General features: G+C 42.6%; 20 protein-coding genes. 10 read left to right on the top strand and 10 right to left on the bottom strand.

Annotated elements, in window-relative coordinates; genetic code table 11:
• Positions 1 to 133 precede the first annotated feature (133 nt).
• The 3 genes from E0H79_RS02020 to E0H79_RS02010 all read left to right on the top strand — a co-directional run bounded on the left by E0H79_RS02020 (position 134) and on the right by E0H79_RS02010 (position 2,500).
• Positions 134 to 802 (top strand): hypothetical protein, encoded by a 669-nt coding sequence (locus E0H79_RS02020; RefSeq protein WP_004972289.1) that lies wholly within the window; start codon positions 134 to 136, stop codon positions 800 to 802.
• 42 nt (positions 803 to 844) lie between these two features.
• Positions 845 to 1,651, top strand: coding sequence for an SDR family NAD(P)-dependent oxidoreductase (locus tag E0H79_RS02015; RefSeq protein WP_004972288.1), 807 nt, complete (start codon positions 845 to 847; stop codon positions 1,649 to 1,651).
• Between the two features lie 114 nt (positions 1,652 to 1,765).
• Complete coding sequence (locus E0H79_RS02010; RefSeq protein WP_131260694.1) at positions 1,766 to 2,500, top strand: hypothetical protein; 735 nt, start codon at positions 1,766 to 1,768, stop codon at positions 2,498 to 2,500.
• Positions 2,501 to 2,527: 27 nt separating this feature from the next.
• Here the strand turns inward: E0H79_RS02010 and E0H79_RS02005 are convergent, their stop codons facing one another.
• The 8 genes from E0H79_RS02005 to sdsA all read right to left on the bottom strand — a co-directional run bounded on the left by E0H79_RS02005 (position 2,528) and on the right by sdsA (position 13,251).
• Entirely contained in the window at positions 2,528 to 2,989 is a 462-nt protein-coding gene (locus E0H79_RS02005; protein ID WP_131260693.1) for a YbjQ family protein, read from the bottom strand.
• 31 nt (positions 2,990 to 3,020) lie between these two features.
• The gene (locus E0H79_RS02000) at positions 3,021 to 3,377 is read right to left on the bottom strand and encodes a YbjQ family protein (RefSeq protein WP_004972285.1); all 357 of its coding nucleotides are present in this window, start codon (positions 3,375 to 3,377) and stop codon (positions 3,021 to 3,023) included.
• 141 nt (positions 3,378 to 3,518) lie between these two features.
• Positions 3,519 to 4,964, bottom strand: coding sequence for a multidrug efflux RND transporter AdeIJK outer membrane channel subunit AdeK (adeK, locus tag E0H79_RS01995; protein WP_131260785.1), 1,446 nt, complete (start codon positions 4,962 to 4,964; stop codon positions 3,519 to 3,521).
• On the bottom strand, positions 4,964 to 8,143 hold the full coding sequence (locus E0H79_RS01990; RefSeq protein WP_131260692.1) for an efflux RND transporter permease subunit: 3,180 nt from the start codon (positions 8,141 to 8,143) through the stop codon (positions 4,964 to 4,966). The genes adeK and E0H79_RS01990 overlap by 1 nt, the downstream gene beginning before the upstream one ends.
• A 13-nt stretch (positions 8,144 to 8,156) precedes the next feature.
• A complete protein-coding gene (locus E0H79_RS01985) occupies positions 8,157 to 9,419 on the bottom strand; it encodes an efflux RND transporter periplasmic adaptor subunit (RefSeq protein ID WP_004972282.1) in 1,263 nt (420 codons plus the stop codon).
• A gap of 21 nt (positions 9,420 to 9,440) precedes the next feature.
• A complete protein-coding gene (locus E0H79_RS01980; RefSeq protein WP_131260691.1) occupies positions 9,441 to 10,058 on the bottom strand; it encodes a phosphatase PAP2 family protein in 618 nt (205 codons plus the stop codon).
• A gap of 142 nt (positions 10,059 to 10,200) precedes the next feature.
• Positions 10,201 to 12,261: a site-specific recombinase gene (locus E0H79_RS01975; RefSeq protein ID WP_004972279.1), complete on the bottom strand. Its 2,061-nt coding sequence runs from the start codon at positions 12,259 to 12,261 to the stop codon at positions 10,201 to 10,203.
• 12 nt (positions 12,262 to 12,273) lie between these two features.
• Entirely contained in the window at positions 12,274 to 13,251 is a 978-nt protein-coding gene (gene sdsA / locus E0H79_RS01970) for an All-trans-nonaprenyl-diphosphate synthase (protein ID WP_104853134.1), read from the bottom strand.
• A gap of 471 nt (positions 13,252 to 13,722) precedes the next feature.
• On the opposite strand from sdsA, the gene rplU reads away from it, so the two are divergent.
• The 7 genes from rplU (at position 13,723) to E0H79_RS01935 (ending at position 19,893) form a co-directional block, all read left to right on the top strand.
• Entirely contained in the window at positions 13,723 to 14,034 is a 312-nt protein-coding gene (gene rplU / locus E0H79_RS01965) for a 50S ribosomal protein L21 (RefSeq protein WP_004972275.1), read from the top strand.
• Between the two features lie 19 nt (positions 14,035 to 14,053).
• On the top strand, positions 14,054 to 14,308 hold the full coding sequence (gene rpmA / locus E0H79_RS01960; protein ID WP_004760935.1) for a 50S ribosomal protein L27: 255 nt from the start codon (positions 14,054 to 14,056) through the stop codon (positions 14,306 to 14,308).
• Between the two features lie 231 nt (positions 14,309 to 14,539).
• Complete coding sequence (lolA, locus tag E0H79_RS01955) at positions 14,540 to 15,238, top strand: outer membrane lipoprotein chaperone LolA (protein WP_131260690.1); 699 nt, start codon at positions 14,540 to 14,542, stop codon at positions 15,236 to 15,238.
• A gap of 459 nt (positions 15,239 to 15,697) precedes the next feature.
• Positions 15,698 to 16,495, top strand: coding sequence for an RsiV family protein (locus tag E0H79_RS01950; RefSeq protein ID WP_131260689.1), 798 nt, complete (start codon positions 15,698 to 15,700; stop codon positions 16,493 to 16,495).
• A gap of 120 nt (positions 16,496 to 16,615) precedes the next feature.
• Complete coding sequence (gene serS, locus E0H79_RS01945) at positions 16,616 to 17,887, top strand: serine--tRNA ligase (RefSeq protein ID WP_104853137.1); 1,272 nt, start codon at positions 16,616 to 16,618, stop codon at positions 17,885 to 17,887.
• 63 nt (positions 17,888 to 17,950) lie between these two features.
• Complete coding sequence (cysG, locus tag E0H79_RS01940; RefSeq protein ID WP_131260688.1) at positions 17,951 to 19,321, top strand: siroheme synthase CysG; 1,371 nt, start codon at positions 17,951 to 17,953, stop codon at positions 19,319 to 19,321.
• Between the two features lie 92 nt (positions 19,322 to 19,413).
• The gene (locus E0H79_RS01935; protein ID WP_004972260.1) at positions 19,414 to 19,893 is read left to right on the top strand and encodes a tRNA (cytidine(34)-2'-O)-methyltransferase; all 480 of its coding nucleotides are present in this window, start codon (positions 19,414 to 19,416) and stop codon (positions 19,891 to 19,893) included.
• A 195-nt stretch (positions 19,894 to 20,088) separates the two neighbouring features.
• On the opposite strand, the gene E0H79_RS01930 is transcribed toward E0H79_RS01935, so the two are convergent.
• Both E0H79_RS01930 and E0H79_RS01925 read right to left on the bottom strand, forming a co-directional pair.
• Positions 20,089 to 21,483, bottom strand: coding sequence for an APC family permease (locus E0H79_RS01930; protein ID WP_131260687.1), 1,395 nt, complete (start codon positions 21,481 to 21,483; stop codon positions 20,089 to 20,091).
• 267 nt (positions 21,484 to 21,750) lie between these two features.
• Positions 21,751 to 22,935, bottom strand: a complete 1,185-nt coding sequence (locus E0H79_RS01925; protein WP_104853139.1) for an iron-containing alcohol dehydrogenase — start codon at positions 22,933 to 22,935, stop codon at positions 21,751 to 21,753.

Genomic DNA, 22,935 nt, shown 5'->3' with positions numbered 1-22,935 from the left:
TATGATGGGCGACAAGTATGATAAAAACTTCAAGTTCTCCGTTGCCTGTAACACTGTTTTAAACTGGGTTTAAGCAATGGATTTTAAAATAGATGAAAACACATCAATGCGGTCAAAATAGGCAAGTTCAGTTATGACTTATGCTGTATCTTTAAAATTAAAACCAGAAACATATCAAAGATTTCAACACATTCATCAACAACTCAATGCAGGTGAATCGGAAAGTTTATCTAAAGCTTTGGGGGCGGTACTGACCGATATTTCTTGTGAAATTATTGAGCAACTTTTTGGTGAATTGTCACGTTCTAGTCATTCACTGGATGGTGAATCTGAAAAAATTATTCAGCAAGTCATACAAACCATGCAAAAATATATGCCATGGTCGGTGTCGTTTTTTGGCAATGAACGCTTAACGCCTATGGTGAATTATCTGGCAAGCATGATGTATCAGCAGGAAGGGCAAGGTTTTGTGACTTATCCTGTCGATAGTATTGTTATGAAAGAAACGTTGGGTTGTATTGAGCAAATTCGGCAGGGCAACAGTGCATGTATTGCGCCTGCATTTAAAGGGTTTACTCAAATTATTGATCAGGGCGTGGGTTATTTAATTCGTGATCCGAAAAAAATGCTGAAATTTAATTTGGTGGTCGATAAAACTTTAAACGGCGTGATTCATTTGACTACGCAACTGGGGTATAAACGCCTAGAAAAAATGGGTGCGCAATTCGATTTGGAAAGTGCAGAGATATATTTAAACCATTTTCTTGGGTTTTTGCAGCATCCTGCAAAACCTAAGACTTAAATGTTGATGACTTAAATTTTTAAATAACGCGGACAAACGGTTATGGCAAAACGGGAAAACTTGGAACATAAAGTGGTGTGGATTACAGGTGCATCTTCTGGCATTGGTAAGGCATTGGCAAAAGAGTGTGCTTTACAAGGTGCACAAGTGATTTTAACCGCACGTCGTTATGAAGAACTTGAAAAAGTACGCGTGAGTTTGCTGAATCCTGAACGTCATCTTTCTGTATGTGCAGATATTACCAATGAAAGTCAGGTGTTACATGCGTATGAACAAGTTTTGGCACGTAAAGGACGCATTGACTGGCTAATTAATAATGCAGGTTTAAGTCAGCGCGCTTTAATTGCTGATACGACCATGCAGACTGAACGCACCATTATGGAAGTGGATTATTTTTCTCAGGTCTTTCTGACCAAAACTGTCTTGCCGACCTTTTTACAGCAAAAACATGGTCGCATTATTTTTGTATCTAGTGTTGCAGCATTATTGGGTACGCAATATCGCGCGTCATATTCTGCAGCGAAAAGTGCCATTCACATGTGGGCGAATAGTTTGCGTGCCGAAGTAGCGGAGCAGGGCGTACAGGTTTCAGTTGTTTTCCCAGGATTTGTGAATACCAATGTGTCTTTTAATGCGTTGAATGGTGAAGGCAAACCACAAGGACATCAAGATGAAGCCATTGAAAATGGTTTAGATGCCGATGTTTTTGCTAAAAATACAGTTAAAGCACTCATGGCAGGCGATGAATATATCGTGGTCGGGGGTGCTAAAGAAAAACTGGGCGTGTTGGTGTCGCGTTTATCGCCAAGTACTTTATATAAAATGATTCGTAAAACCAAAGTGAAGTAATTTTTAATCAAAGTGACTTCAAAATAAAATAATAAAAACAAAAAGAAGGATGAGCCATGCGTTTAATAATGAAAGGTTTTTTTTATCAGCGCGTGGCTTTTCGCTTTCTTAGGGATGACTCAAACGACATTTGCCAAATTACAAACAAACGATGATTCGTTGTGTAAACAACCTGAATATATTGAAAAGATTTTACGACAGCACACAAATACAACCACAGTGAATGAGGACTTTTTGGCTTGTGCAGATTTCCCCAATGTTACTGAACAAACTTTAATTGCTTATGCTGAAACTCAGACAAAAGATGATCAACCTGTAGATGATTATCAGCTGACTTTTTTAACCGTAAATAGTAAAACGCAAAAGCTTCATTCAATCTATCACGTGAAAGAGCTTTTGCCTTCAGATGCAATTGAACTGCGTTCTATCCATTTAGATTTGGCGCCGTATCAAGTTTCTGAAAGCTTAAGGGCAATTGGTTTAAGAAGGAATTATGCAGGACGTTCAAGTGCCAATCCTTTTTCGGCGCAAGTACTCGATTTATATGATTTACAACATAACAAGAAAATTTTAAACGGCTTAATCGTAGCGCGCTATCAGGCAGAAACCGATACACGTTGTAATGCCAAAGTAATAGAAAGCAAAGCTATTTTAATGATCTTGCGAAATACAACTCGACAATATTTTGATATGCAATTACGTGATCGTATTCAACATTATGAAATGTCGGGCGATTTAGAAAATTGCAAAGAAACTAAACGAGTGTCTACTCAACAGCGTTTCACTTTAAAATTTGATGGTCGGCAATATCAAATTCCTCAGCCTTCTCGAGATCAGTATTTATACTAAATTCTTTACAAACGCTGAAAGATGTACTCAGCGTTTTGCAGAGAATTGACTAACACTATTTTGAACCGCCGTTCCATAAGCAAAGACTTCGACCATGCCGCCTTGCATCCCCAATTCTGTGGTGCTTAAACGCAGCCCCATAATATGATTTGCGCCCATTTTTTCAGCTTCTAATTTTAAACGGACGATGGCTTCACGACGCGCCCGCTCGACAATACTTTCATAACTGGTCAAGCGCCCGCCAAAGAAGTTCTGAATATTGGCAATCACAAACTTAAAATAATCATGAGAAATGACCACATTGCTGTGTATCAATTGCCCAAAATTGGGACTGGTCTGGAAGCGGTTATTATCAAGCTGAATATAACTTAAACGCAGTTCTTGCTCGGCTAAATATTTGAAATGTTTGCGTTCGTTGTGTCGCCCAAAACCAAAGCCTACGGCAAATAAAATCGCAAAGACAACAATTTGCAGAATTAAATTATCCATGTGATGTTATTCCTGTTCAATAATCTTTGCTTTAGTGTGATGCTGGAAATGGGTCTGGAAGTTTAGGAATATCTGCCTCGACCACCACTGCTGTACCATAAACAAACAATTCCGAAGCACCTTGAGCGATATTTGAAGTAGAAAAGCGAATCCCAACAATAGCATTGGCACCTAAACCACGTGCTTTAGCAATCATACGATCCATCGCTTCTTGGCGTGATTCTTCTAGTAATTCGGTATAAGCCGTTAATTCACCACCGACAATATTTTTGAGTCCTGCCAAGAAGTCACGCCCCACATGCTTACTGCGTACGGTGCTGCCATAGACCACATCAATTTGCCGTGAAATACGATGACCTGGTACAGATTCAAGATTACTAAGCAACATAAGATTCTAATATTTAAAAACAAGACGTATTGAAGATATGAAATGTGCTTGCAAAAAGCAATAAAAAAGCCCACCGAAGTGAGCTGATTTAGTCTTTATATCTGAGCTGTTAAGCAGCAAATTTAAGGTAGACGCAAAGACTTATTGCGCTTTACGTTCTGCCGATGATGCAGATTGTGATGTGGCATCTGAAGTATTGGCTTTCACACCGCCACCCAAAGATTTATACAACTCCACCTGATTGTTCAAATTGGCTTGTTCCAACAACAATAAACCTTGTTCTGCTGCATAAGACGTACGCTGTGCATCCAACACGGTTAAATAGTTGTCAATGCCTGCGCGGAAGCGTGCATTAGATAATTTATAAGTGGTATTGGTCGCATCAACCAAGCGTTTTTGTGCCGCTAAACGATCACCAATATTTTGACGAACTGCCAAAGCATCATTCACTTCACGGAATGCAGACTGAATTGATTTTTCATAGTCAGCCAAAGCAATTTGTTGATCCGTTTCTGAAATTTTGATGTTGGCTTGGCGTGTGCCCCAATCAAAAATTGGCAAGTCGATGCTCGGGCCTACTGCCCAAACAAAACTGCCCGATTTAAACAAATCACTCAAGTCAGTTGATGCATAGCCTGCATTGCCCGTGAGGCTAATGCTTGGGAATAAACGTGCTTTTGCTGCACCAATATTGGCACCCGCAGCCGACAGTCGATACTCTGCAGTACGAATATCAGGACGGTTATTCAGCAAGTCACTTGGTAAGCCAGCGCCAATTGCGGTAGTTTTGGTAATGTGCGTCACACGCTGCGTTGGCAATAACGCACTTGGAACTTGTTCGCCCACCAACAAGTTCAGCAAGTTTTGTGCTTGCGCGACTTGGGTTTTGTAGTTGGCGACATCATTACGTGCAGTTTCAACTGAAATTTGTGCCTGACGGACAGGTAATTCACTATCAATGCCGACATCAAAACGCTTTTTGTTGAGGTTATAAGACTCAAGCTGTGTTTTTAAGGTTTGGTCTGCCAGTTTTAAATTGGCATTGGCAAAAGAATAGTTGAGCCATGCTTGCGCCACCTGACCAATCAAGGCAATTTGTGTGGCATCACGCGAGCTTTGAGTTGCCAAGAAGTTATCTAATGCATTGTCTTTTAAGCTGCGTACACGACCCCAAAAATCTAGTTCGTAGGCAGTTACACCTAAACCAACGTTATAGCGTGTGTGTGTGCCTAAAGCAGTACCTTGGTCTTGACGCAGTACGCCACCGCTAGCACCAATGGTAGGTAACTGGTTGTTTTCGGTAATTTGATAGGCTTGTTGGGCACGTTGGATATTCAGCGTCGCTGTGCGTAAATCACGGTTATTGTTCAATGCCATATCCAAAACTTGTAATAAGCGTTGATCGGCAAAGAAATCTTTATAACCTTGTTCAGCCACTGAAGTACCCGATGCAGCAGCAGTATAGCTGCTTGGAATACTTGCCTGAGCGACGGGCTCTGGCCCACGCATACTTTGACAAGCTGTCAAAGCAAGCGCGAGGGCAGAAACCGCAATACCACGGCCTGTATGCGACCATAAGTTTTGCATCACGATACATGCTCCTGATTATTTTGTTGTTTTGGTTTGTATTTAAAGATACTTCTAATCCAGACATAGAATACAGGAATAAAGAAGATCCCTAACAAGGTTGAGCTAATCACACCACCTAACACACCATAACCTACTGAGTGTTGGCTACCTGCACCCGCACCTGATGAAAGTGCAAGCGGCAATACACCAAAACCAAAGGCCAAAGTGGTCATAATGATTGGGCGTAAACGCATTTTTGCAGCATGCAAGGTCGCTTCAAACAGGTCTTCACCTTTTTCTTGTAGCTCTTTGGCAAATTCCACAATCAAAATCGCGTTTTTGGCTGATAAACCAATCACGGCAATAATTGCCACTTGGAAGTAAATGTTGTTGGATAGGTTCGGGTTTTTGAACAAGATCATGCCCCCGAAGGTGAGCAATAATGCTCCGACAATACCCAACGGTACCACCAACAGCACCGAGAATGGAATAGACCAGCTTTCATACAAGGCTGCCAAACACAAGAATACAATCAGTAATGACAGTGCATAGAGGAATGGTGCCTGATCGCCCGATTCACGTTCTTCAAGTGATAAACCTGTCCATTCATAGTCAAAGCCGTTTAAGCCCATAGATGGAAGTTTTGCGACAATTTCTTCCATCGCTTGCATGGCTTCACCAGAGCTGATACCTGGCGCAGGTGCACCCTGAATGTTCTTGGCAGATACGCCGTTATAGCGTTCCAAACGAGGTGAACCATAAATCCATTCACCTGTTGCAAAGGCAGAGAATGGCACCATTTCACCACGGTTGTTGCGGACATACCACTTGTTCAGGTCTTCAGGCATCATGCGTGAATCAGATTCGGCTTGTACATAGACTTTTTTCACACGACCACGGTCAATAAAGTCATTGATGTACGAACCACCCCAAGCCATGCCCATGGTGCTGTTGATTTCAGCAATGCTGACACCTGCCGCACCTGCTTGCGCTTGGTCAATAATAATACGGTACTGTGGTGTATCTTCCTGACCATTTGGACGTACGCCCATTAAGCGAGGGTCTTTAGACGCTTCACCCAACACAATGTTACGTGCCATGGTGAGTTTTTCATGACCATTGCCCGCAGCATCTTTCAGTTGCAAGTTAAAGCCTGAGCTGACACCCAATTCTGGCATAGCCGGAAGCTGTAATGGCATGATGTAAGTGGCATCTTTCACAATCATGTTCAGTGCCATACCACGCTGGATAATTGCACCAATTTGAGATTCAGGGCTTGTACGCTCACTCCAGTCTTTTAACTTAATGAACGCCATACCTGCGTTTTGACCAACACCTGAGAAAGAGAAGCCTGAAACACTAAATACCGACTGCACATGCTCTTTTTCATTTTCTCTGAAAAAGTTGGTCATGCTGGTCATAGTGGCATCTGTACGTTCCAAAGTTGCATTTGGTGGGAGTTGTACCAATGTCATCACCACGCCCTGATCTTCATCAGGCAAGAATGATGATGGTAGTTTTTGGAACACTAACACAATAATGCCCAGTACCACTGCATATAAAACCCCCGAGAAGATTTTATGATGCGTCATGCGGTTAACACCACCTTGATATTTAACCGAGAGCTTATCGAAACTGCGGTTAAACCAGCGGAAGAAACGCGCAAAAATACCGTTGCTTTCAGGCTTGTTTGGATCGTGTTGTTTAAGAATCGTGGCACATAGGGCAGGGGTAAAGGTCAACGCTACGACCAGTGACAACACCATTGCAGTCACAAGCGTAATTGAGAATTGACGATAAATAACGCCTGTAGTCCCACCAAAGAATGCCATAGGTACGAATACCGCAGACAATACCGAGGTAATCCCGATCAGTGCGCCTGAAATCTGTTTCATCGACTTTTCAGTCGCCGCCACAGGGTCAAGATGTTCTTCGACCATGACACGTTCTACGTTTTCCACCACGACAATTGCGTCATCGACCAATAGACCAATCGCCAGTACCATGGCAAACATGGTCAGGGTGTTAATCGAGAAGCCAAACATATTGATCACGGCAAAGGTACCCAGTACCACCACAGGTACGGCCATAGTTGGAATAATTGTGGCGCGCCAGTTCTGCAAGAACAGGAACATCACAATAAAGACCAAAATGATCGCTTCAATTAAGGTTTTAACAACACTCTTAATTGAAAGTTCAATAAATGGCGTGGTATCAAAAGCCAACTCATCCTTTAAACCCGCAGGGTAGTTAGGACGTAATTGCTTAAGGCGTTCTTCTACAGCAGCAGCGGTATCTAGGGCGTTAGCACCTGTAGATAATTTAATTGCGACACCGCCCGCAGGCTTGCCGTTGTATTTAGAAATAAACTGATAGTTGTCTGCACCAAGTTCAATTCGTGCCACATCACCCAAGCGCACTTGAGCGCCTGAAGCGGTATTTTTTAGAAAAATATTGCTGAATTGTTCAGGTGTTTGCAGCAAGCTTTGCGCAGTTACTGTAGCATTCAAAGCCTGACCTTGAATTGCAGGTGCGCCGCCCAATTGACCTACCGCAACCTGTGCGTTTTGGGTACGAATCGCTTGAGCAATATCACTTGGTGTGACTTGCAAGCTCGCCATTTTGGCAGGGTCCATCCAAATACGCATCGCGTATGAGCCACCAAAGACTTGTACTTCACCCACACCTGCAACACGGCTCAGCGGTTCAGAAATGTTAGAGTTAACATAGTCTTTAATATCATCGGCAGACAGGCTTTCATCAGGTGAATAAAAAGCGAGAACCTGTAAGAAGCTCGCTCCTGATTTGGTCACTTTCACGCCTTGACGTTGCACATCATCAGGCAAGAGCGCCGTAGCAGATTGCAATTTGTTCTGTACTTGAACCTGTGCAATATCTGGGTCGATACCTTGTTCAAAGTTTAACGTAATGGATGCAGAACCGTTCCCCGCACTGTTGGATGAAATATAGCGCAGACCATCCAAACCGTTCATTTGTTGTTCAATAATTTGCGTTACTGTGTTTTCCACAGTTTCAGCAGATGCACCCGGATAGGTTGCAGCAATGGTGACCGTTGGCGGTGCAATGGTCGGATATTGGGCAATTGGCATATTGGTGAGGGTAATAATCCCCGCCAACATGATTACCAATGAAATCACCCATGCAAAAATGGGGCGATGAATAAAAAAGTGAGCCATTAACGTCTACTCCTTATGTATTTGAAGTAGCTTTTGATTCAGTTGCTTGGGCTTCTGAGGCTGGTTTGGCATCCCCCGATTTTGCTGGTGCAGCAGGTGCAGCTTGAGGAGCAGCGCCTTGCGGTTGATACGGCTTAGCGACCACTTGCTGTTCAGGTTTTACTTTGGCAATACCTTCGACAATCACTTTATCGCCAGTTTGCAAACCTTCAGTCACAATCCAGTTGCTGCCTTGCGTACCAACTGTGGTCACAGGACGCGGTTCAACAATACCTTTGGCATTCACAATCATTGCCATTGCCTGACCTGTTGGGGTACGGCTAATCGCAGCTTGTGGAATTAAGATTGCGTTAGGAATCACACCTTGCACAATTTGCGCAGTGGCAAACATACCCGGCAATAATAAATGATTTGAATTTGGGAACACGGCGCGTAAAGTCACGGTGCCTGTTTCTGGGTTCACGCTGGCATCAGAAAAAGCCAAACGACCTTCAACAGGGTAGTAGCTGCCATCTTCAAGTTTTAATTTTACTTTGGTGTTGTTGCTGCTATTTAAACTACCTTGACTCAATTGCTGACGTAAACGTAGTAACTCTGCGCTGGACTGATTGATGTCTACATAAATTGGGTCTAAGCGTTGAATCGTCACCAACGGTTCCGCCTGACTAGCCGTAACCAATGCACCTGCAGTCACAGTAGAGCGGTTAGTTTGCCCTGAAATTGGGGCACGTACAGTCGAATAGCCTAGGTTAATTTCGGCATTGCGTACTTCTGCTTGAGTCGCAGCAACATCGGCTTCGGCAAGTTTTACCTGTGCCACAATGTCATCATATTCTTGTTTAGAGATTGCATTGCTGCCTACCAACTGACGGTAACGACCTTCTTTAATGCGTAACACATTCAATTGCGCTTGCTGGCGGGTGAGTGCTGCACGGCTACTGTCTAGACTGGCACGGTTGGTACGTGAGTCAATTTCATAAAGCGCCTGACCCTCACGCACGTAGCTGCCTTCGGTAAATAAACGTTTCAGAACCACACCACTGGTTTGTGGGCGAACTTCTGAAATTTCAAAGGCTGTGGTACGTCCAGACAGTTCTACAGACTGTTCCACGCTTTGTGGCTGTGCCACCAGTACGCCAACCTCAGTCGGTGGCATTTGCTGAGCTGCACCTGCTTGCTGTGCATCTTTTGGATCTTTGCTACAACCCACAAGTGCTAAACTTGTGGCTAATGCGCAAGCAGTCAGGGCAGGAGCCCAAAGCTTTGCAGACATCATTCTTTCACCTCTATTAGATTTTTATCTAAACTTATATATTGGTTTGTCTTGCAGATATTGAGCGCAAAACAGATACCACAATGTGATCCAAATAAAACTTATGCTCCAACCAGAGAGGACATCTGAAGGATAGTGCACTCCCAGATACACACGGGAAATGCCCATCAGCAACATCCACAACCATGCACATACAGATAAAATTTTATGCGCTGGATGTTGCAAACTCAGGTAAATCACCAAACAACCTAAAGTTGCAGCATAGAAACTATGGGCGCTTGGAAATGATGTGCCAAAAGTTTCCACTAAATGCAATGCTCCAGGCGGGCGAGGTCGCGCGAATAGGTATTTGAGCAGCCATGAAAGCGCAATACTTACGACCAGTCCTACACTGATAAAAACAATTTTTGTGTATTTTTTATACCATGCCAAATAGAAACACCATAGGCAGGTTAAAAATAATACAAATGGCATGCCACCTAATACAGAAAGTGTGATTGCCAATTGATTCAAATGTGCGGTGCGCTGGGTACTTAAAAATTCCACACTGGCAACATCAAATTGTTGCCAACTTGGAATGTTTAGCACTAACACACTGATTATAAATAGTAAACTACCGAGATAAAGCAGTATTTTAGGCATGCTAAAAATCCCTGTAAGTTTAACCGATTTGAGCACGGTTGATGAATGGAATAAAGTGTACTAGTCAGTACACTTTATTTCAAGCCAATGTAAATGAGAAGAATTTCTTTTTTTGTTACTTTGTGCGCAATGTAAATGTGCACTAAATTTTAGCATTTCGTTCAGTATTTGAGGATGAATCGTCATCCACTGTAATTGGTTGTTTCGGTGGCCAAAAGAAATCACTTGGACGGGTTAAGAAGTGAGTCAGCACCAATTTTGCCAAAGGTTTCCACTGTTCAAAACGTACCCGACGCGCACGCAATGCCACAATAATGGTTAAAGTAAAGCTGACAAATAAGTTGGTTAAACCAATTAGCAGTACGCCTAAAAAGGACACAATAATCAGGCCAATTTCAGGTGAGCCATTAATATTCATTAAACCCTGAATAAAGTTGGCAGAAGCGAAGGCAATGTGGCGAATATCAATCGGTAAACCCAAAATATAACCCAGTGTGGCGGTACTGCCGAGCATAATCCCGAACAGGAAATTACCTGCCAAAGCCCCTAAGTTTCGTTCTATATAATTGGCAAATATATTGAGACGTTCTTGCCCGAGTAGCTTTTTTAAATGCAGATGGGCTTTTAGGCGTGGCCCGACTTTACGATACACGGCCATGTTATCGAAATAACCTGCAATCAAACCAGACAGAAATAAAAATACCCCTGCAATGGCGGCATGTGGAATGGCAAGTGAAGTAAACGGATTCAAGTCGTGCAGCATATTGGATGCTTTGGCATGTGACATCAACGGTTCATGCAACATGGCATCCCAACTAAAAGCAATTAAGGCTGCGACTGGAATGGCAATCGAGATATTGCCCAAAATGGCGACGAACTGCGTGCGGATAATATTAATAATTAAGGCAGCAAGTTCGGCAATTTGTGCCATTTTAGAGCCTTTACGATGCTGTACCGTAGAAGCCAATGCTGCAGCAGTCATTGCGGGTTGTTTGGTGGCAACAGTAAAGTGCAAGACATGAATCAGCATAAAACCAAATGAATAAATCATGCTGTTGATGATGGCCTGCATCATCGGAGCGAGCACTAAACGCGAGGCGAGGGTTTTTAAAGTCGCCATCGTGGCAATTAAAACACCTGCACCTGCCGCAGCTTTATACATGCCCCAAAAGCCGTCTTTGTCGGTACTTACATAATGCTCACCCGTTTTACTAGCATTTTCAGTGACTTGTAAGGCAATTAACTCACTGTTTTCTGCAAGCAAGGAGCGTACACTGCGTTCGCTATACAATGCCGCAGTTACATCTACCAGTAATTGTCCTGCCGAAACATAACGGACTTTGTCTTGCGCCACGATTAAATTTAGCAACAGCTCAATCCGCTCTAAACATTGTTCCAGTAAAGACAATAAATAAGTCAGGCTGATACTGACGCCAGTACGTTTAGTCGCACGACGAATTTTACTGCTGACATCATGACATTGGTCAATCATTACCAAAGCTTGAGAGGCATCGGGTGGTTGAATGGCACTGATTTGATCGTGTTGTTGATCGGCAACTTTATAAAGCTGAATAAACTCGTTGATTTCGCGGTTTTGTGCCAAAAAAGGTGAATCATATTCACTTAGTTCAGGATAGGCACTAATAAATTCAGGATATAAACCAATGCCGCTGACCCGATATGACAGCACTGTTAGAGCTTTAATAATTTCACTGCGAATCAGGCGTTTTTGTGTTTGTCCGCCATGTCCGCGATTCAGTAAAGTAAATAATTGCTGCCATTCGGTATCTTCAATATTGTCGAGCCAGTATTTATCACTACGTAGTGGAAAAACTCGACGGACTAAATCTTGCAGTTGGCTTTCATCATTAATCAGCGGTAAAAAGTGCGCGCCCAAACGCTGAAACAACTGATTCCAAAAACCATCGAGCGATAAAATTCCCGTGTCGGCATATAAACTGGTTTGTTTGTATTGATTGATTAGACGTAAAACAAAATGTTGCAAGGTTGAGCTGGCATCGGGTGTCAGCAGCAAGGCTTGTAAGAAAGCTTGAAACTTTTGATGAGTTTCTTCTAAATCTTGAGTGTCACTAGGACGGATACGATTGACCAGTTCAATCAGCAGATTTTCATCCAGAACAGCTTTTGGTGTATCCAGCTGTTCTTGCATTTTTCTAAATAAATCGTTGAGTTTTATATGCATAAGCTGCTTAAATTATTGAATGCGATGTAAAGCCAATAAGGCTAAATTCTTTAAGGCCTGACGATACTCCGAGTCTGGCAGTGCTTCTAAAGCGGCAATAGCGGCTTCTGTTTCTTCTGTGGCACGTTGGCGGCAATAATCGAGAGCGCCAGAGGACTGCACAATGGCAATAACCTGATCGAGGTCAGAAGTACCACCTGTCGCAATACTGCGACGAATAATTTGGTGTTGTTCGCCAGTGGTATTTCTTAATGCAGAGATTAAAGGCAAAGTTGGTTTGCCTTCCATTAAATCATCGCCAATATTTTTACCTAATGTTTCAGCGTCTGACGTGTAATCTAAAATATCATCAATAATTTGGAAGGCATTGCCAAAGTGTCCTGCAAATAAACGCAACGGCTCGCGGTACTGTGGCGTGCCTGTTAAAATTGCTGCACCTTCGGTGGCAAGTTCAAATAAACGTGAAGTTTTGCCGTGAATAATGTCTAAATAAATTTGTTCTGTGGTGTCGGGTTGATGCTGTGCCTGTAATTGTAAAACTTCACCTTCGGCAATTTCACAAGTCCCTGTAGAAAAGTCTTTCAGCAATACCAAATCGTTTAAATCGACCAATAAGTCAAAGGCGCGGGAAATTAAAAAGTCACCGACTAAAACCGCTGTTTGGTTATTCCAAGTGGCGTTAGCAGTAGGTCGACCACGACGTAAACCAGACTCATCCACCACATCATCATGCACCAAAGTTGCGGTATGCAGCATTTCAATAATTGCAGCCAGTTTACGTTGACGCTCTAAATCTTCTGCACCACAAGCTTTGGCAGCAAGTAAGCACATAATTGGACGCATGCGCTTACCGCCAGCTTCGACCACATGCTTACTAACCGCCATCACTAACGCGACTTTAGAGGTAATCCCTTCATTAATAAATGTATCCATCGCGGCAAAATCAGAAGCAACAGGGGCGAGAATGTCTTGCTTAAAGTCGATGGTCATGTGAAGAGAAACCTCAATAATATTGAATGACAACTTAGTTGAATCAGTTGTAACTTATGTTACAGCCAAGAAAACTGCTTAAGTCTGCGAAAATAACGCAATGAATGCAATAGTTAGGCACCTGCCAAATGCTGTAATTGTTAATTCTACTAGAAAACGAAGTCAATAACTTTGTGGGTAAATTCAGTTATTTGCTCAAGTTGGGCCTGATTTTAACAAGCACAGCAGTTTACGCCAACACAATCTGTCTATATTGATTGATCCATTGAAGATGGATAAGGCTACAAAAGTCATTTACGCGGCTGGGTATTAAACAATCAACCTTGTTGTGCAATAATTGCCGTAAATGGCTTGTTGTTTGTGCGAATATCGCTTAAAATCCTTGCCCTTGAATAACCCCCAGTGGCGTTCGTTTTAAGATCGATATATCCCTTTATCGGCACGACGACACGGGCATGTTTGGAGTACATTATGTACGCAGTAATCCAAAGCGGTGGTAAACAGCACCGTGTTGTTGAGGGTGAAACCCTTAAAGTTGAATTATTGAAAGCTGAAACTGGCGCAACTATTACGTTTGATGACGTATTAATGGTTGTAAACGGTGACAACGTTCAAATCGGTGCTCCAGTTGTTGCTGGCGCTAAAGTAACTGCAGAAGTGGTTGGTCATGGTCGTCACGACAAAATCCGTATTGTTAAAATGCGTCGTCGTAAACACTACCGTAAGCAACAAGGTCACCGTCAATGGTTTACCGAGTTGAAAATTACTGGTATTGCAGGCTAATCACTAGGAGTAAATAGACATGGCAACTAAAAAAGCCGGTGGATCGACTAAGAACGGTCGTGATTCGAATCCTAAGATGTTAGGTGTTAAAGTTTACGGTGGTCAAACTGTAACTGCTGGTAACATCATCGTTCGTCAACGTGGTACAGAATTCCATGCTGGTGCAAACGTAGGTATGGGCCGTGACCATACTTTATTTGCTACTGCTGACGGCGTAGTAAAATTCGAAGTGAAAGGTCAATTTGGCCGTCGCTACGTATCTGTTGAAGCGTAAGCTGAAATAGTGAAAAAAACCCACAAGTGATTGTGGGTTTTTTTATGCTTGTATGATGAAGAATAAATGCTAAATGATAAATTTTAGTTCTTCATCATGATGGATAAATTTCTACATTTTATATTAATAAGCATACAAAACTTCTTATTTTCTATCATATTAGCGCCAGAAATTGGTTTAAGATGGGACATCCAAAACATTGCGATTGAGCAAATATAAAAAGGTGAATCTATGAATATGCTTCGTAAAACGATGTGTGCTGTGGCATTGGGTGCAATCACTTTAGCGCCAATCATGAGTACTACAGTGTTCGCTGCGCCAGTGGCAGCATCGGAGCAACAAGCGACAGCAAACCTTGTTAAACAATTAAATGGCATTAAAAGTTTTACTGCCAATTTTGAGCAAACCACAAAAGTTAGCAACAATGGCAAGGCTTTGCCAAACCGTGGTTTATCGGCACAGCACATGAACCAGAATTTTAAAGGGGTTATGAAAGTTGAGCGTCCGGGTAAATTCTTTTGGGAAACCACCAGTCCAGCCAAACAAACAATTGTGACTACGGGTAAAACCGTATGGATTTATGACCTAGACTTACAACAAGCTGTACGCCAAAGCCTAGATGATCAAGTGGCAAATACGCCTGCGTTGTTGCTTTCGGGCAATACCAATCAAATCATGCAGTCGTATCGTGTGACCCAGCCGAATAAGTCAAAGACTTATTACACCTTATACCCAAAAAGTGATGATGGCGTATTTCAGAGTTTAACCATTAGTTTTGGTGCGCGTAACGCGCCAACCTTAATGATTTTACAGGACTCATTGGGACAAACCACGCATGTGCGCTTTAATAATGTAAAAGTCAATGCGGCGATACCAGCCTCAACTTTTAATTTTACTCCACCAAAAGGCACGGACATTATTGATCAATAATTGAATGTTTTCATACATTCTTTTAAAAGCATAATTTGTTATTCCTTATCCTAGCCTTCTCCCACAGGGAGAAGGTTTTCAGCTTCAGCATAGCGGAAATTTATTTGAATATTCTTCCCGAGAAATCCACAATTTCTGTGGATAAATCTTGGGATAATTCACATTTTGCAGTATGCAGGATATAGACTGAGTCATCACAGATCATCATTTTGCACTAATGATGTGTTATCAATATTTTGATTTATAATGAAAAAATAAAAATAATCATACAAAAATATGAGCATTAATTTTAAGCAACTTTATCCCCCGATTATTCCGTTACACAACTGCTCTAGGATTGAACAGCGAGAGTTATCTATAGTCTTGACTAATTCAATTGAAGCAATTTTATCGCAAGATTTGTGCAGGTTTGCATTTCTAATCATTGGACTTTATGAATCGTGGTAGAAGGGGAATTTAATGCAATATTTAAAATCACAGGTGTTTTTGGGTGCTGTCGCTTTAAGTTCGGTTCTGTTGTTGACTGCATGTCAGCCAAAGAGTGAGGCAACTTCTAAAACCGAAACTGAGCAAGCTGCGCCTGCATCTGTCACAGCCGAGATTCCTGTGATTCAAGCTAAAGTGGTGGCGCTTAAATTGCCACAACAGCAAATTTGTGATGAAGAAGGCTGTACTGCTTACGATATTCAGACAGTAAAAACCAATGTGGCGTGGATTGATGAATATTTTATGCAGCGTTTGCAAAAGGCAGACCCAATTGCATTTTCTGAAGCTGCGGCATCAACTGCAACGCCAAAGGTAGAAGAAACCGATCCTATGCGACTGAGTCAGAGTTCGAGCTATGTGCGTTATATCGGGCAACATGCCAATTTAGCGACGTTTAGTTTGCAAAGCTATAGTTACCCTGCGGGTGCAGCACATGGTATTCATCACCAAGAATTTGTGACTTTTGATTTAAAACAGAAAAAGCGTTTGGCGTTGCAAGATATTATGCTGCCCAATACGGAAGCCAAAATGACAGAAGAATTATTTAACCATAATTATAACTGGCTAGATGAACATGATATTTCCCGTGAAAAGTTTAAACTGAGCGATAATTTTTATTATGGCGCCAATGGTTTGGTCTTTGTCTACCCGTTGTATGAATTGGCATCTTATGCAGAAGGTATGCCTGAGTTGATTCTGCCTTACTACGCGACAGAAAAATTAATAAAGTCTGAATATTTGCCAAGTTTGCCGCAGTATCCTAGCCAATAAAATTGCACAAAAATACGCAGAGATTGCTGTAATAAGGTGCAGCCGTGAATCGGGTTACTGTATTTTTTAACCCGAAGCGCTTACACTATAGCCAGTTTTTTTCTTATTCCAAGATTGGCTATGATTGACCCGAAATTACTCAGAAATAATATTGAGGCTGTAAATTTAGCCTTGGCAAAACGTGGTGTGCAATTAGATGTGGCAGAGTGGGCAGCACTTGAAGCACGTCGTAAAGAATTGCAATCTAAAACCGAAGCATTACAGGCAGAGCGTAATTCGGGCGCAAAACAAGTCGGTCAGATTAAAAAAGCAGGTGGTGATGCTTCTGAAATTATGGCTCGCATGGCTGCTATTGGCGATGAAATCAAAGCCGCTGAAGTGGCTTTGGCAGAGTTACAAGATGAGTTAGAAGCTAAATCATTGTCTATTCCAAACTTGCCAGATGAGTCTGTGCCTGAAGGTAAAGATGAAGCTGATAATGTGGAAGTATTGAAATGGGGCACACCACGCCAGTTTGATTTTGAAATTAAAGATCATACCGACCTTGGCGAAATGATGGGTGGTTTGGAATTTGAAACTGCAACCAAATTAACAGGTTCTCGTTTTAGCGTTCTGAAAGGGCCATTGGCGCGTTTACAACGTGCGATTACACAGTTCATGTTAGATACGCATACTGTTCAAAATGGTTATACCGAAGCGTATGTACCGTATTTGGTCAATGCAGATTCATTGCGTGGTACTGGTCAGCTGCCTAAATTTGAAGAAGATTTGTTCAAGCTACAAGGTGAAAAAGAATACTATCTAATTCCAACTGCCGAAGTTCCAGTAACCAACTTTGTGCGTGATGAAATTATTGATCCTGAACGCTTGCCATTAAAATATGCCGCTCATACCCCTTGTTTCCGCAGCGAAGCAGGTTCTTATGGTCGCGATACTCGTGGTTTAATCCGCCAACACCAATTTGATAAAGTCGAAATGGTGCAGATTGTAAAACCAGAAACCTCAATGCAGGCTTTAGAAGAATTGACTGGACATGCAGAAGGTATTTTGCAGGCACTTGGTTTACCGTACCGTAAAATTATTCTATGTGGTGGCGATATGGGCTTTGGCGCAACCAAAACCTATGACTTAGAAGTTTGGGTGCCAAGTCAAAACACTTACCGTGAAATTTCATCATGCTCAAACATGGGGGATTTCCAAGCGCGTCGTATGAAAGCACGCTACCGTGCCGACCAAAAGAAAACTGAATTTGTGCATACATTAAACGGTTCAGGTTTGGCGGTAGGACGTACTTTATTGGCTGTTATGGAAAACTATCAACGTGCCGATGGTTCGATTGAAATTCCTGCAGTATTACGTCCGTACATGGGCGGTTTAGAGTTTATTGACTAAGTTGAGTGCAGGTCGACTTAGGATGAAATTGCTTACAATCAGATTTAAATATTGAGGTTTAGTGTGGATATTTTTCCAATCTCGTTAAAGTTGCAGCAGCAACCTTGTCTGATTGTGGGCGGTGGGCATATTGCTTATCGCAAAGCGGTGTTACTGGCTAAAGCGGGCGCAAAAGTTGATGTGCTTGCCCCTGAAATTGATGTCAATTTATTGCAACTGGTGCAACAAAGTCAGGGGCAGTATGTACAGGATGTTTTTAGTCCATCTACTGCGTTACGTCACTATCGTTTGGTGATTGCTGCAACGGATAACAATTTGGTCAATCAGCAAGTTTTTGCAGCTTGCGAAGCCGAAAATGTGCTGGTCAATAGTGTTGATGATCCACCACATTGCCGTTTTATGGTGCCTGCCATCATTGACCGTTCGCCTTTGGTGATTTCAGTCGCGAGTAATGGCACATCGCCTGTATTGTCACGTCAAATTCGTACACAACTGGAAAGTACCATTCCGCATGGTATGGGCAAACTGGCAGAGTTTTCAGGTCAGTGGCGTGCCGCAGTAAAACAGAAAATTGTAAATCCAGATGAGCGCCGTATTTTTTGGGAGGAGCTATATGCCAGTCCTCTTAAAGAACAGGTGTTCAACGACAATCTTGACGCTGCAAACCAAAGTATCCAACAGGCTTTAGCGGAATGGCAAACACCGAAAGGCGAGGTGTATTTGGTTGGTGCAGGGCCAGGTGATCCTGAGTTACTGACCTTAAAAGCCTTGCGTTTAATGCAGCAAGCCGATGTGGTGATTTATGATCGTTTGGTGTCTGCACCTATTTTAGAATTGTGTCGCCGTGATGCCGAAAAAGTCTATGTCGGAAAAGCACGTTCTAACCATGCTGTACCGCAAGAAGGCATCAATGCATTATTGGTGAAATATGCACAAGCAGGTAAGCGAGTTTGCCGTTTAAAAGGTGGCGATCCGTTTATTTTTGGGCGTGGCGGTGAAGAAATTCAAGAATTGTATGAAGCAGGTGTGTCATTTCAGGTCGTACCGGGCATCACCGCAGCCTCGGGCTGTTCGGCTTATGCAGGCATTCCACTGACTCATCGAGATTATGCGCAAAGTGTGCGTTTCCTTACTGGGCATTTAAAAGAAGGTTCGCCTGAATTGCCGTGGTCAGAATTGGTGTATGAACACCAGACTTTGGTGCTGTATATGGGCTTGGTTGGCTTAGAAAGCATTTGTGAAAAACTGATTGCACATGGACAACGGGCGGATATGCCTGTCGCCTTAATTTCTAAAGGCACGACCCCTGAACAAAAAGTGGTGGTGGGGACGTTGGCGGATATTGCCAGTAAAGTCGCACAGCACCACATTCAGGCGCCTACCTTGACCATTATTGGTGAAGTGGTCAATTTACGTGAACAGTTGAAATGGTAATGAATCTCCCCCAACCCCTCTTTTAAAAAGAGGGGAGTTCCTACATTTTCTAAAGGGAGCTGGGGAGGGATTGTGAAAAGTAGAGAAAATTTGTGATCCACGTTGTTTTATATGAGCCTGAAATTCCAGCCAATACAGGAAATATCATTCGTTTGTGTGCCAATACAGGTGCGCAATTACATTTGATTAAGCCATTAGGTTTTGAGTTGGATGATAAAAAGCTGAAACGTGCAGGTTTGGATTATCACGAATGGGCACGTATGCAGATTTGGGACAATCTTGAGCAATGCTTGGCTGATTTAGACAGCAAAGGCGTGGGTTTAGATGCGATTTATCCATTAACCACCAAAGGCACAGAAACACCACATACTTCGGATTTAAACCGACCTGTTGCCTTGTTGATGGGGCCTGAAACACGCGGTTTGCCAGAAGCCGTACGCATGTTGTTTCCGCAGCAGCACTGGATTCGTTTACCCATGGCAGAAAACTCACGTAGTTTAAACTTGTCCAATGCAACGGCTGTGATTGTGTATGAGGCATGGCGTCAGCAAGGTTTTAAAGCATTGCTCTAATTTGAGCATCAATTCATTTCAAATTTGATCCTATCTTCATCGTAATTGTATGCATTGATAGATAAAAAGCTGAGACAAAATTGTACTTAGCTTTTTTATTTTCGCTATTTTGCTGCTTTAAAGCTGAAACCCATTTGAGGCATAAGAAAAGGCGCATAAAGCGCCTGATCTTAAGAGGTTGAGATGCTATTTGTCTTAGCGATCATCAAACTCATTGTGCTGCGGAGCAGGGTGTTTAAAGCCTTTGGTTTTATAACCGAGGTATAAAACCCCAAACATCGCCCACCATAAGCCATACTTCAATGAAGTTTCATCGACTTCGAGCCATAAAGCAAAGACTGCAATAAAGCCGCACAACGGTACGATCACAAAATTGAGAATGTCTTTAAAGCCTTTGGTGCGACCATCACGTAGCGCATAACGTGAAATCACCGATAAATTCACAAAGCTAAATGCGGTGAGGGCACCAAAACTGATTAATGAAATGACAAAATCCAAGTTCATAAAACCAGCAGTTAACGCCACAGCACCTACAATTAAAATATTGTATGAAGGTGTATAGCTACGTGGGCTGATATGACCAAAGATTTTTTTGTTGATCACGCCATCACGACCCATCACGTACATTAAACGCGATACGCCCGCATGAGCCGAAATACCCGATGCCATTACCGTTACAATAGCAAAGGCAAGCACATATGACTGGAACAACGAGCCGCCGACCAAGAGCAGAATTTCTGGCTGTGTTTCAGCAATATTTTTAAAGTAGCTGCCTGGTTCATTCGGGAAGAAAATCTGCATGAAATAGGTGCTGACAATAAAAATCACACCCGCAATCAGCGCAGTTAAGAACATTGCCTTCGGTAAGGTTTTTTCAGTGTCTTTGGTTTCTTCTGCAAGCGAGCTGAGTGAGTCAAAACCTGTAAATGAAAAGCAGAGTAGGGTTGCACCTGTAATCAATGCGCCTACCGAAGTCAGTTCATTCCAGAAAGGTTCTAAGCTCCATAACTGATAGCGTTGCTCGGCAGTGATTGGACCATCGGCATTGAAACCTGCCTGAAGTTTGGTGTACATCATCCATGTAAATACGCCAATGACCACCAACTGTACCAAAACGATCATACTGTTAAAGTTGGCGACAAAACGCGCACCACGCAAGTTGACACCCGTCATAAATGCCGTGAGTACCACTACCCAAATCCAGTGATTCACATCAGGGAATAAGGCTTCCAGATAAATCACCGCCAAGATGATGTTGACCATTGGCGAGAGTAAATAATCTAGCCAAGATGACCAACCCACCATAAAACCAACGTTGGGGTGAATCGATTTTTGTGCATAGGTATACGCCGACCCAGAAGAAGGATAACGACGAATCATATGACCATAACTTAAAGAAGTTAAAAGAATGGCAACCAGTGCAAAAATATAAGATGTGGGTACGTGAAAATGACTTTCTTCCGATACTAAGCCGAAAGTGTCGAATAACGTCATCGGTTGAATGTAGGCTAAACCAATAATAATAATGTGCCAGAGTCCTAGCGTTTTTTGCAGTTTAGCTGCCGATTGAGTCCCAGAGATATTTGTCAACGGCGTTATCCTCTTAATCGTTGATCAAGGATCAGTCATGTTTGTTCAGGATTGTTTGAGACGAACAATCCCCCCTACATAAAAAGTAAAAACGCGCCAATCTACTCCATAATGACGCGCCTTGTCAGTATCTTTGCTTTCTTTTTTAGCAGAAAAAACGCCATATTGATGAAAAAACATCAGACGCAGCAGTCTACCAATGAAAAGCCCGATGTTTAGAAAAACATCAGGCTAGATTTTCGGCTATGTTCGCCTATTTTGTAGGAATTACCAAGCCTTTTTTAAGATAGCTTTGAGTTCTTCTAAATTGGCTTCTTTCGGGTTGTAAATAATCGAACCATCGTTCAGGGCTTTTTCAGCGACTTCATCTAATTGTGCTTCGCTGACTTTACCAGTTTCTTGTAAAGTGCGTGGCAATTTGGTCAGTGCATATAAGCGGTCACGAATAGCTAAGAGTGTCGCAATGGTTTTATCGGCACGTAAATGTGCAGGGGTTTGCGCATAGACGTCTGCGCCTGCCAACGGTAATAGCAGCTCGGCAATTTTATCGGCATTGACGTCTTTGTTGTATTCCAACACGTATGGCAAGAATAAATTCATGCACAGTCCATGTGGCAAATGTGCCACAGCACCCAACGCATGACCTAGGGAATGCACTAAACCAACCATGGAATTTGAAAATGCAATGCCCGCCATAGTAGATGCTTGTGCCAATTCCAAACGGCCTTGTTCATCGCTTGGGTTGTCTAATACATTGAACAGGTTATTGCTGATTTTTTTAATTGCTGCAGTGGCATAAGCATCAGAAATTGGGTTGGCTGCCATGCAACTATAAGCCTCAATGGCGTGCGTCATGGCATCCATAGCCGTCATTGCTGTTAAATGTGGTGGCAAAGTTTGCGTCATACGCGGGTCTAAAATGGCTGCATGTGGCATTAAGTAATACGATGCAAATGGCATTTTGACGTTCTTTTCTGTGTCGGATACCACCGCAACCATAGTCACTTCTGAACCTGTTCCAGATGTGGTTGGAATCACAAAAAAAGGTTTCAGTGGGCGTGGTAAGTTATGCGCACCTGAATATTGCAATAAGTCATCACCGCCCTCGCTGACTAAAATATTGGTGGCTTTAGAAGTGTCAATGACTGAACCGCCACCCACCGCGATAATGGCATCACAGTTATTTTCACGGTACAACTGTGCCGCACGACGCACTGTTGCCACACTTGAATCTTGCGGGACATCATCAAAAACATAGCCAATCACGGCATCGGTAGATTCAAAAGCCGCTTCAATCGGTGCAAGCAAATTGTTGGAACGCACACCTTTGTCGGTAATGATCATTGGACGCTGCGAACCGAGTGTCGCCAATTCAAACGGAATATGTTCAAGCGCTGCATGACCTGCAATGACTTTGACTGGGCAAAAAAATTCGTAATAAGGCTTCGCCAT

It is taken from the genome of Acinetobacter sp. ANC 5045, from assembly GCF_004331005.1.
GTDB classification, from domain to species: Bacteria; Pseudomonadota; Gammaproteobacteria; order Pseudomonadales; family Moraxellaceae; genus Acinetobacter; species Acinetobacter towneri.
The sequence above is the reverse complement of the archived record's forward strand: the minus strand, read 5'-3'. Positions and strand labels throughout refer to the sequence as shown.

Bases quoted from the DNA above. Each gene is read 5' to 3' on its own strand.
- E0H79_RS01950 (WP_131260689.1), top strand. From the start codon at position 15,698: ATGCAATATTTAAAATCACAGGTGTTTTTGGGTGCTGTCGCTTTAAGT.
- E0H79_RS01925 (WP_104853139.1), bottom strand. From the start codon at position 22,935: ATGGCGAAGCCTTATTACGAATTTTTTTGCCCAGTCAAAGTCATTGCA.
- E0H79_RS02010 (WP_131260694.1), top strand. From the start codon at position 1,766: ATGACTCAAACGACATTTGCCAAATTACAAACAAACGATGATTCGTTG.
- E0H79_RS01985 (WP_004972282.1), bottom strand. From the start codon at position 9,419: ATGATGTCTGCAAAGCTTTGGGCTCCTGCCCTGACTGCTTGCGCATTA.
- E0H79_RS02005 (WP_131260693.1), bottom strand. From the start codon at position 2,989: ATGGATAATTTAATTCTGCAAATTGTTGTCTTTGCGATTTTATTTGCC.
- sdsA (WP_104853134.1), bottom strand. From the start codon at position 13,251: ATGACCATCGACTTTAAGCAAGACATTCTCGCCCCTGTTGCTTCTGAT.
- adeK (WP_131260785.1), bottom strand. From the start codon at position 4,964: ATGCAAAACTTATGGTCGCATACAGGCCGTGGTATTGCGGTTTCTGCC.
- lolA (WP_131260690.1), top strand. From the start codon at position 14,540: ATGAATATGCTTCGTAAAACGATGTGTGCTGTGGCATTGGGTGCAATC.
- E0H79_RS02015 (WP_004972288.1), top strand. From the start codon at position 845: ATGGCAAAACGGGAAAACTTGGAACATAAAGTGGTGTGGATTACAGGT.
- E0H79_RS01975 (WP_004972279.1), bottom strand. From the start codon at position 12,261: ATGCATATAAAACTCAACGATTTATTTAGAAAAATGCAAGAACAGCTG.
- E0H79_RS01980 (WP_131260691.1), bottom strand. From the start codon at position 10,058: ATGCCTAAAATACTGCTTTATCTCGGTAGTTTACTATTTATAATCAGT.
- rplU (WP_004972275.1), top strand. From the start codon at position 13,723: ATGTACGCAGTAATCCAAAGCGGTGGTAAACAGCACCGTGTTGTTGAG.
- serS (WP_104853137.1), top strand. From the start codon at position 16,616: ATGATTGACCCGAAATTACTCAGAAATAATATTGAGGCTGTAAATTTA.
- E0H79_RS01990 (WP_131260692.1), bottom strand. From the start codon at position 8,143: ATGGCTCACTTTTTTATTCATCGCCCCATTTTTGCATGGGTGATTTCA.
- E0H79_RS02000 (WP_004972285.1), bottom strand. From the start codon at position 3,377: ATGTTGCTTAGTAATCTTGAATCTGTACCAGGTCATCGTATTTCACGG.
- E0H79_RS02020 (WP_004972289.1), top strand. From the start codon at position 134: ATGACTTATGCTGTATCTTTAAAATTAAAACCAGAAACATATCAAAGA.
- rpmA (WP_004760935.1), top strand. From the start codon at position 14,054: ATGGCAACTAAAAAAGCCGGTGGATCGACTAAGAACGGTCGTGATTCG.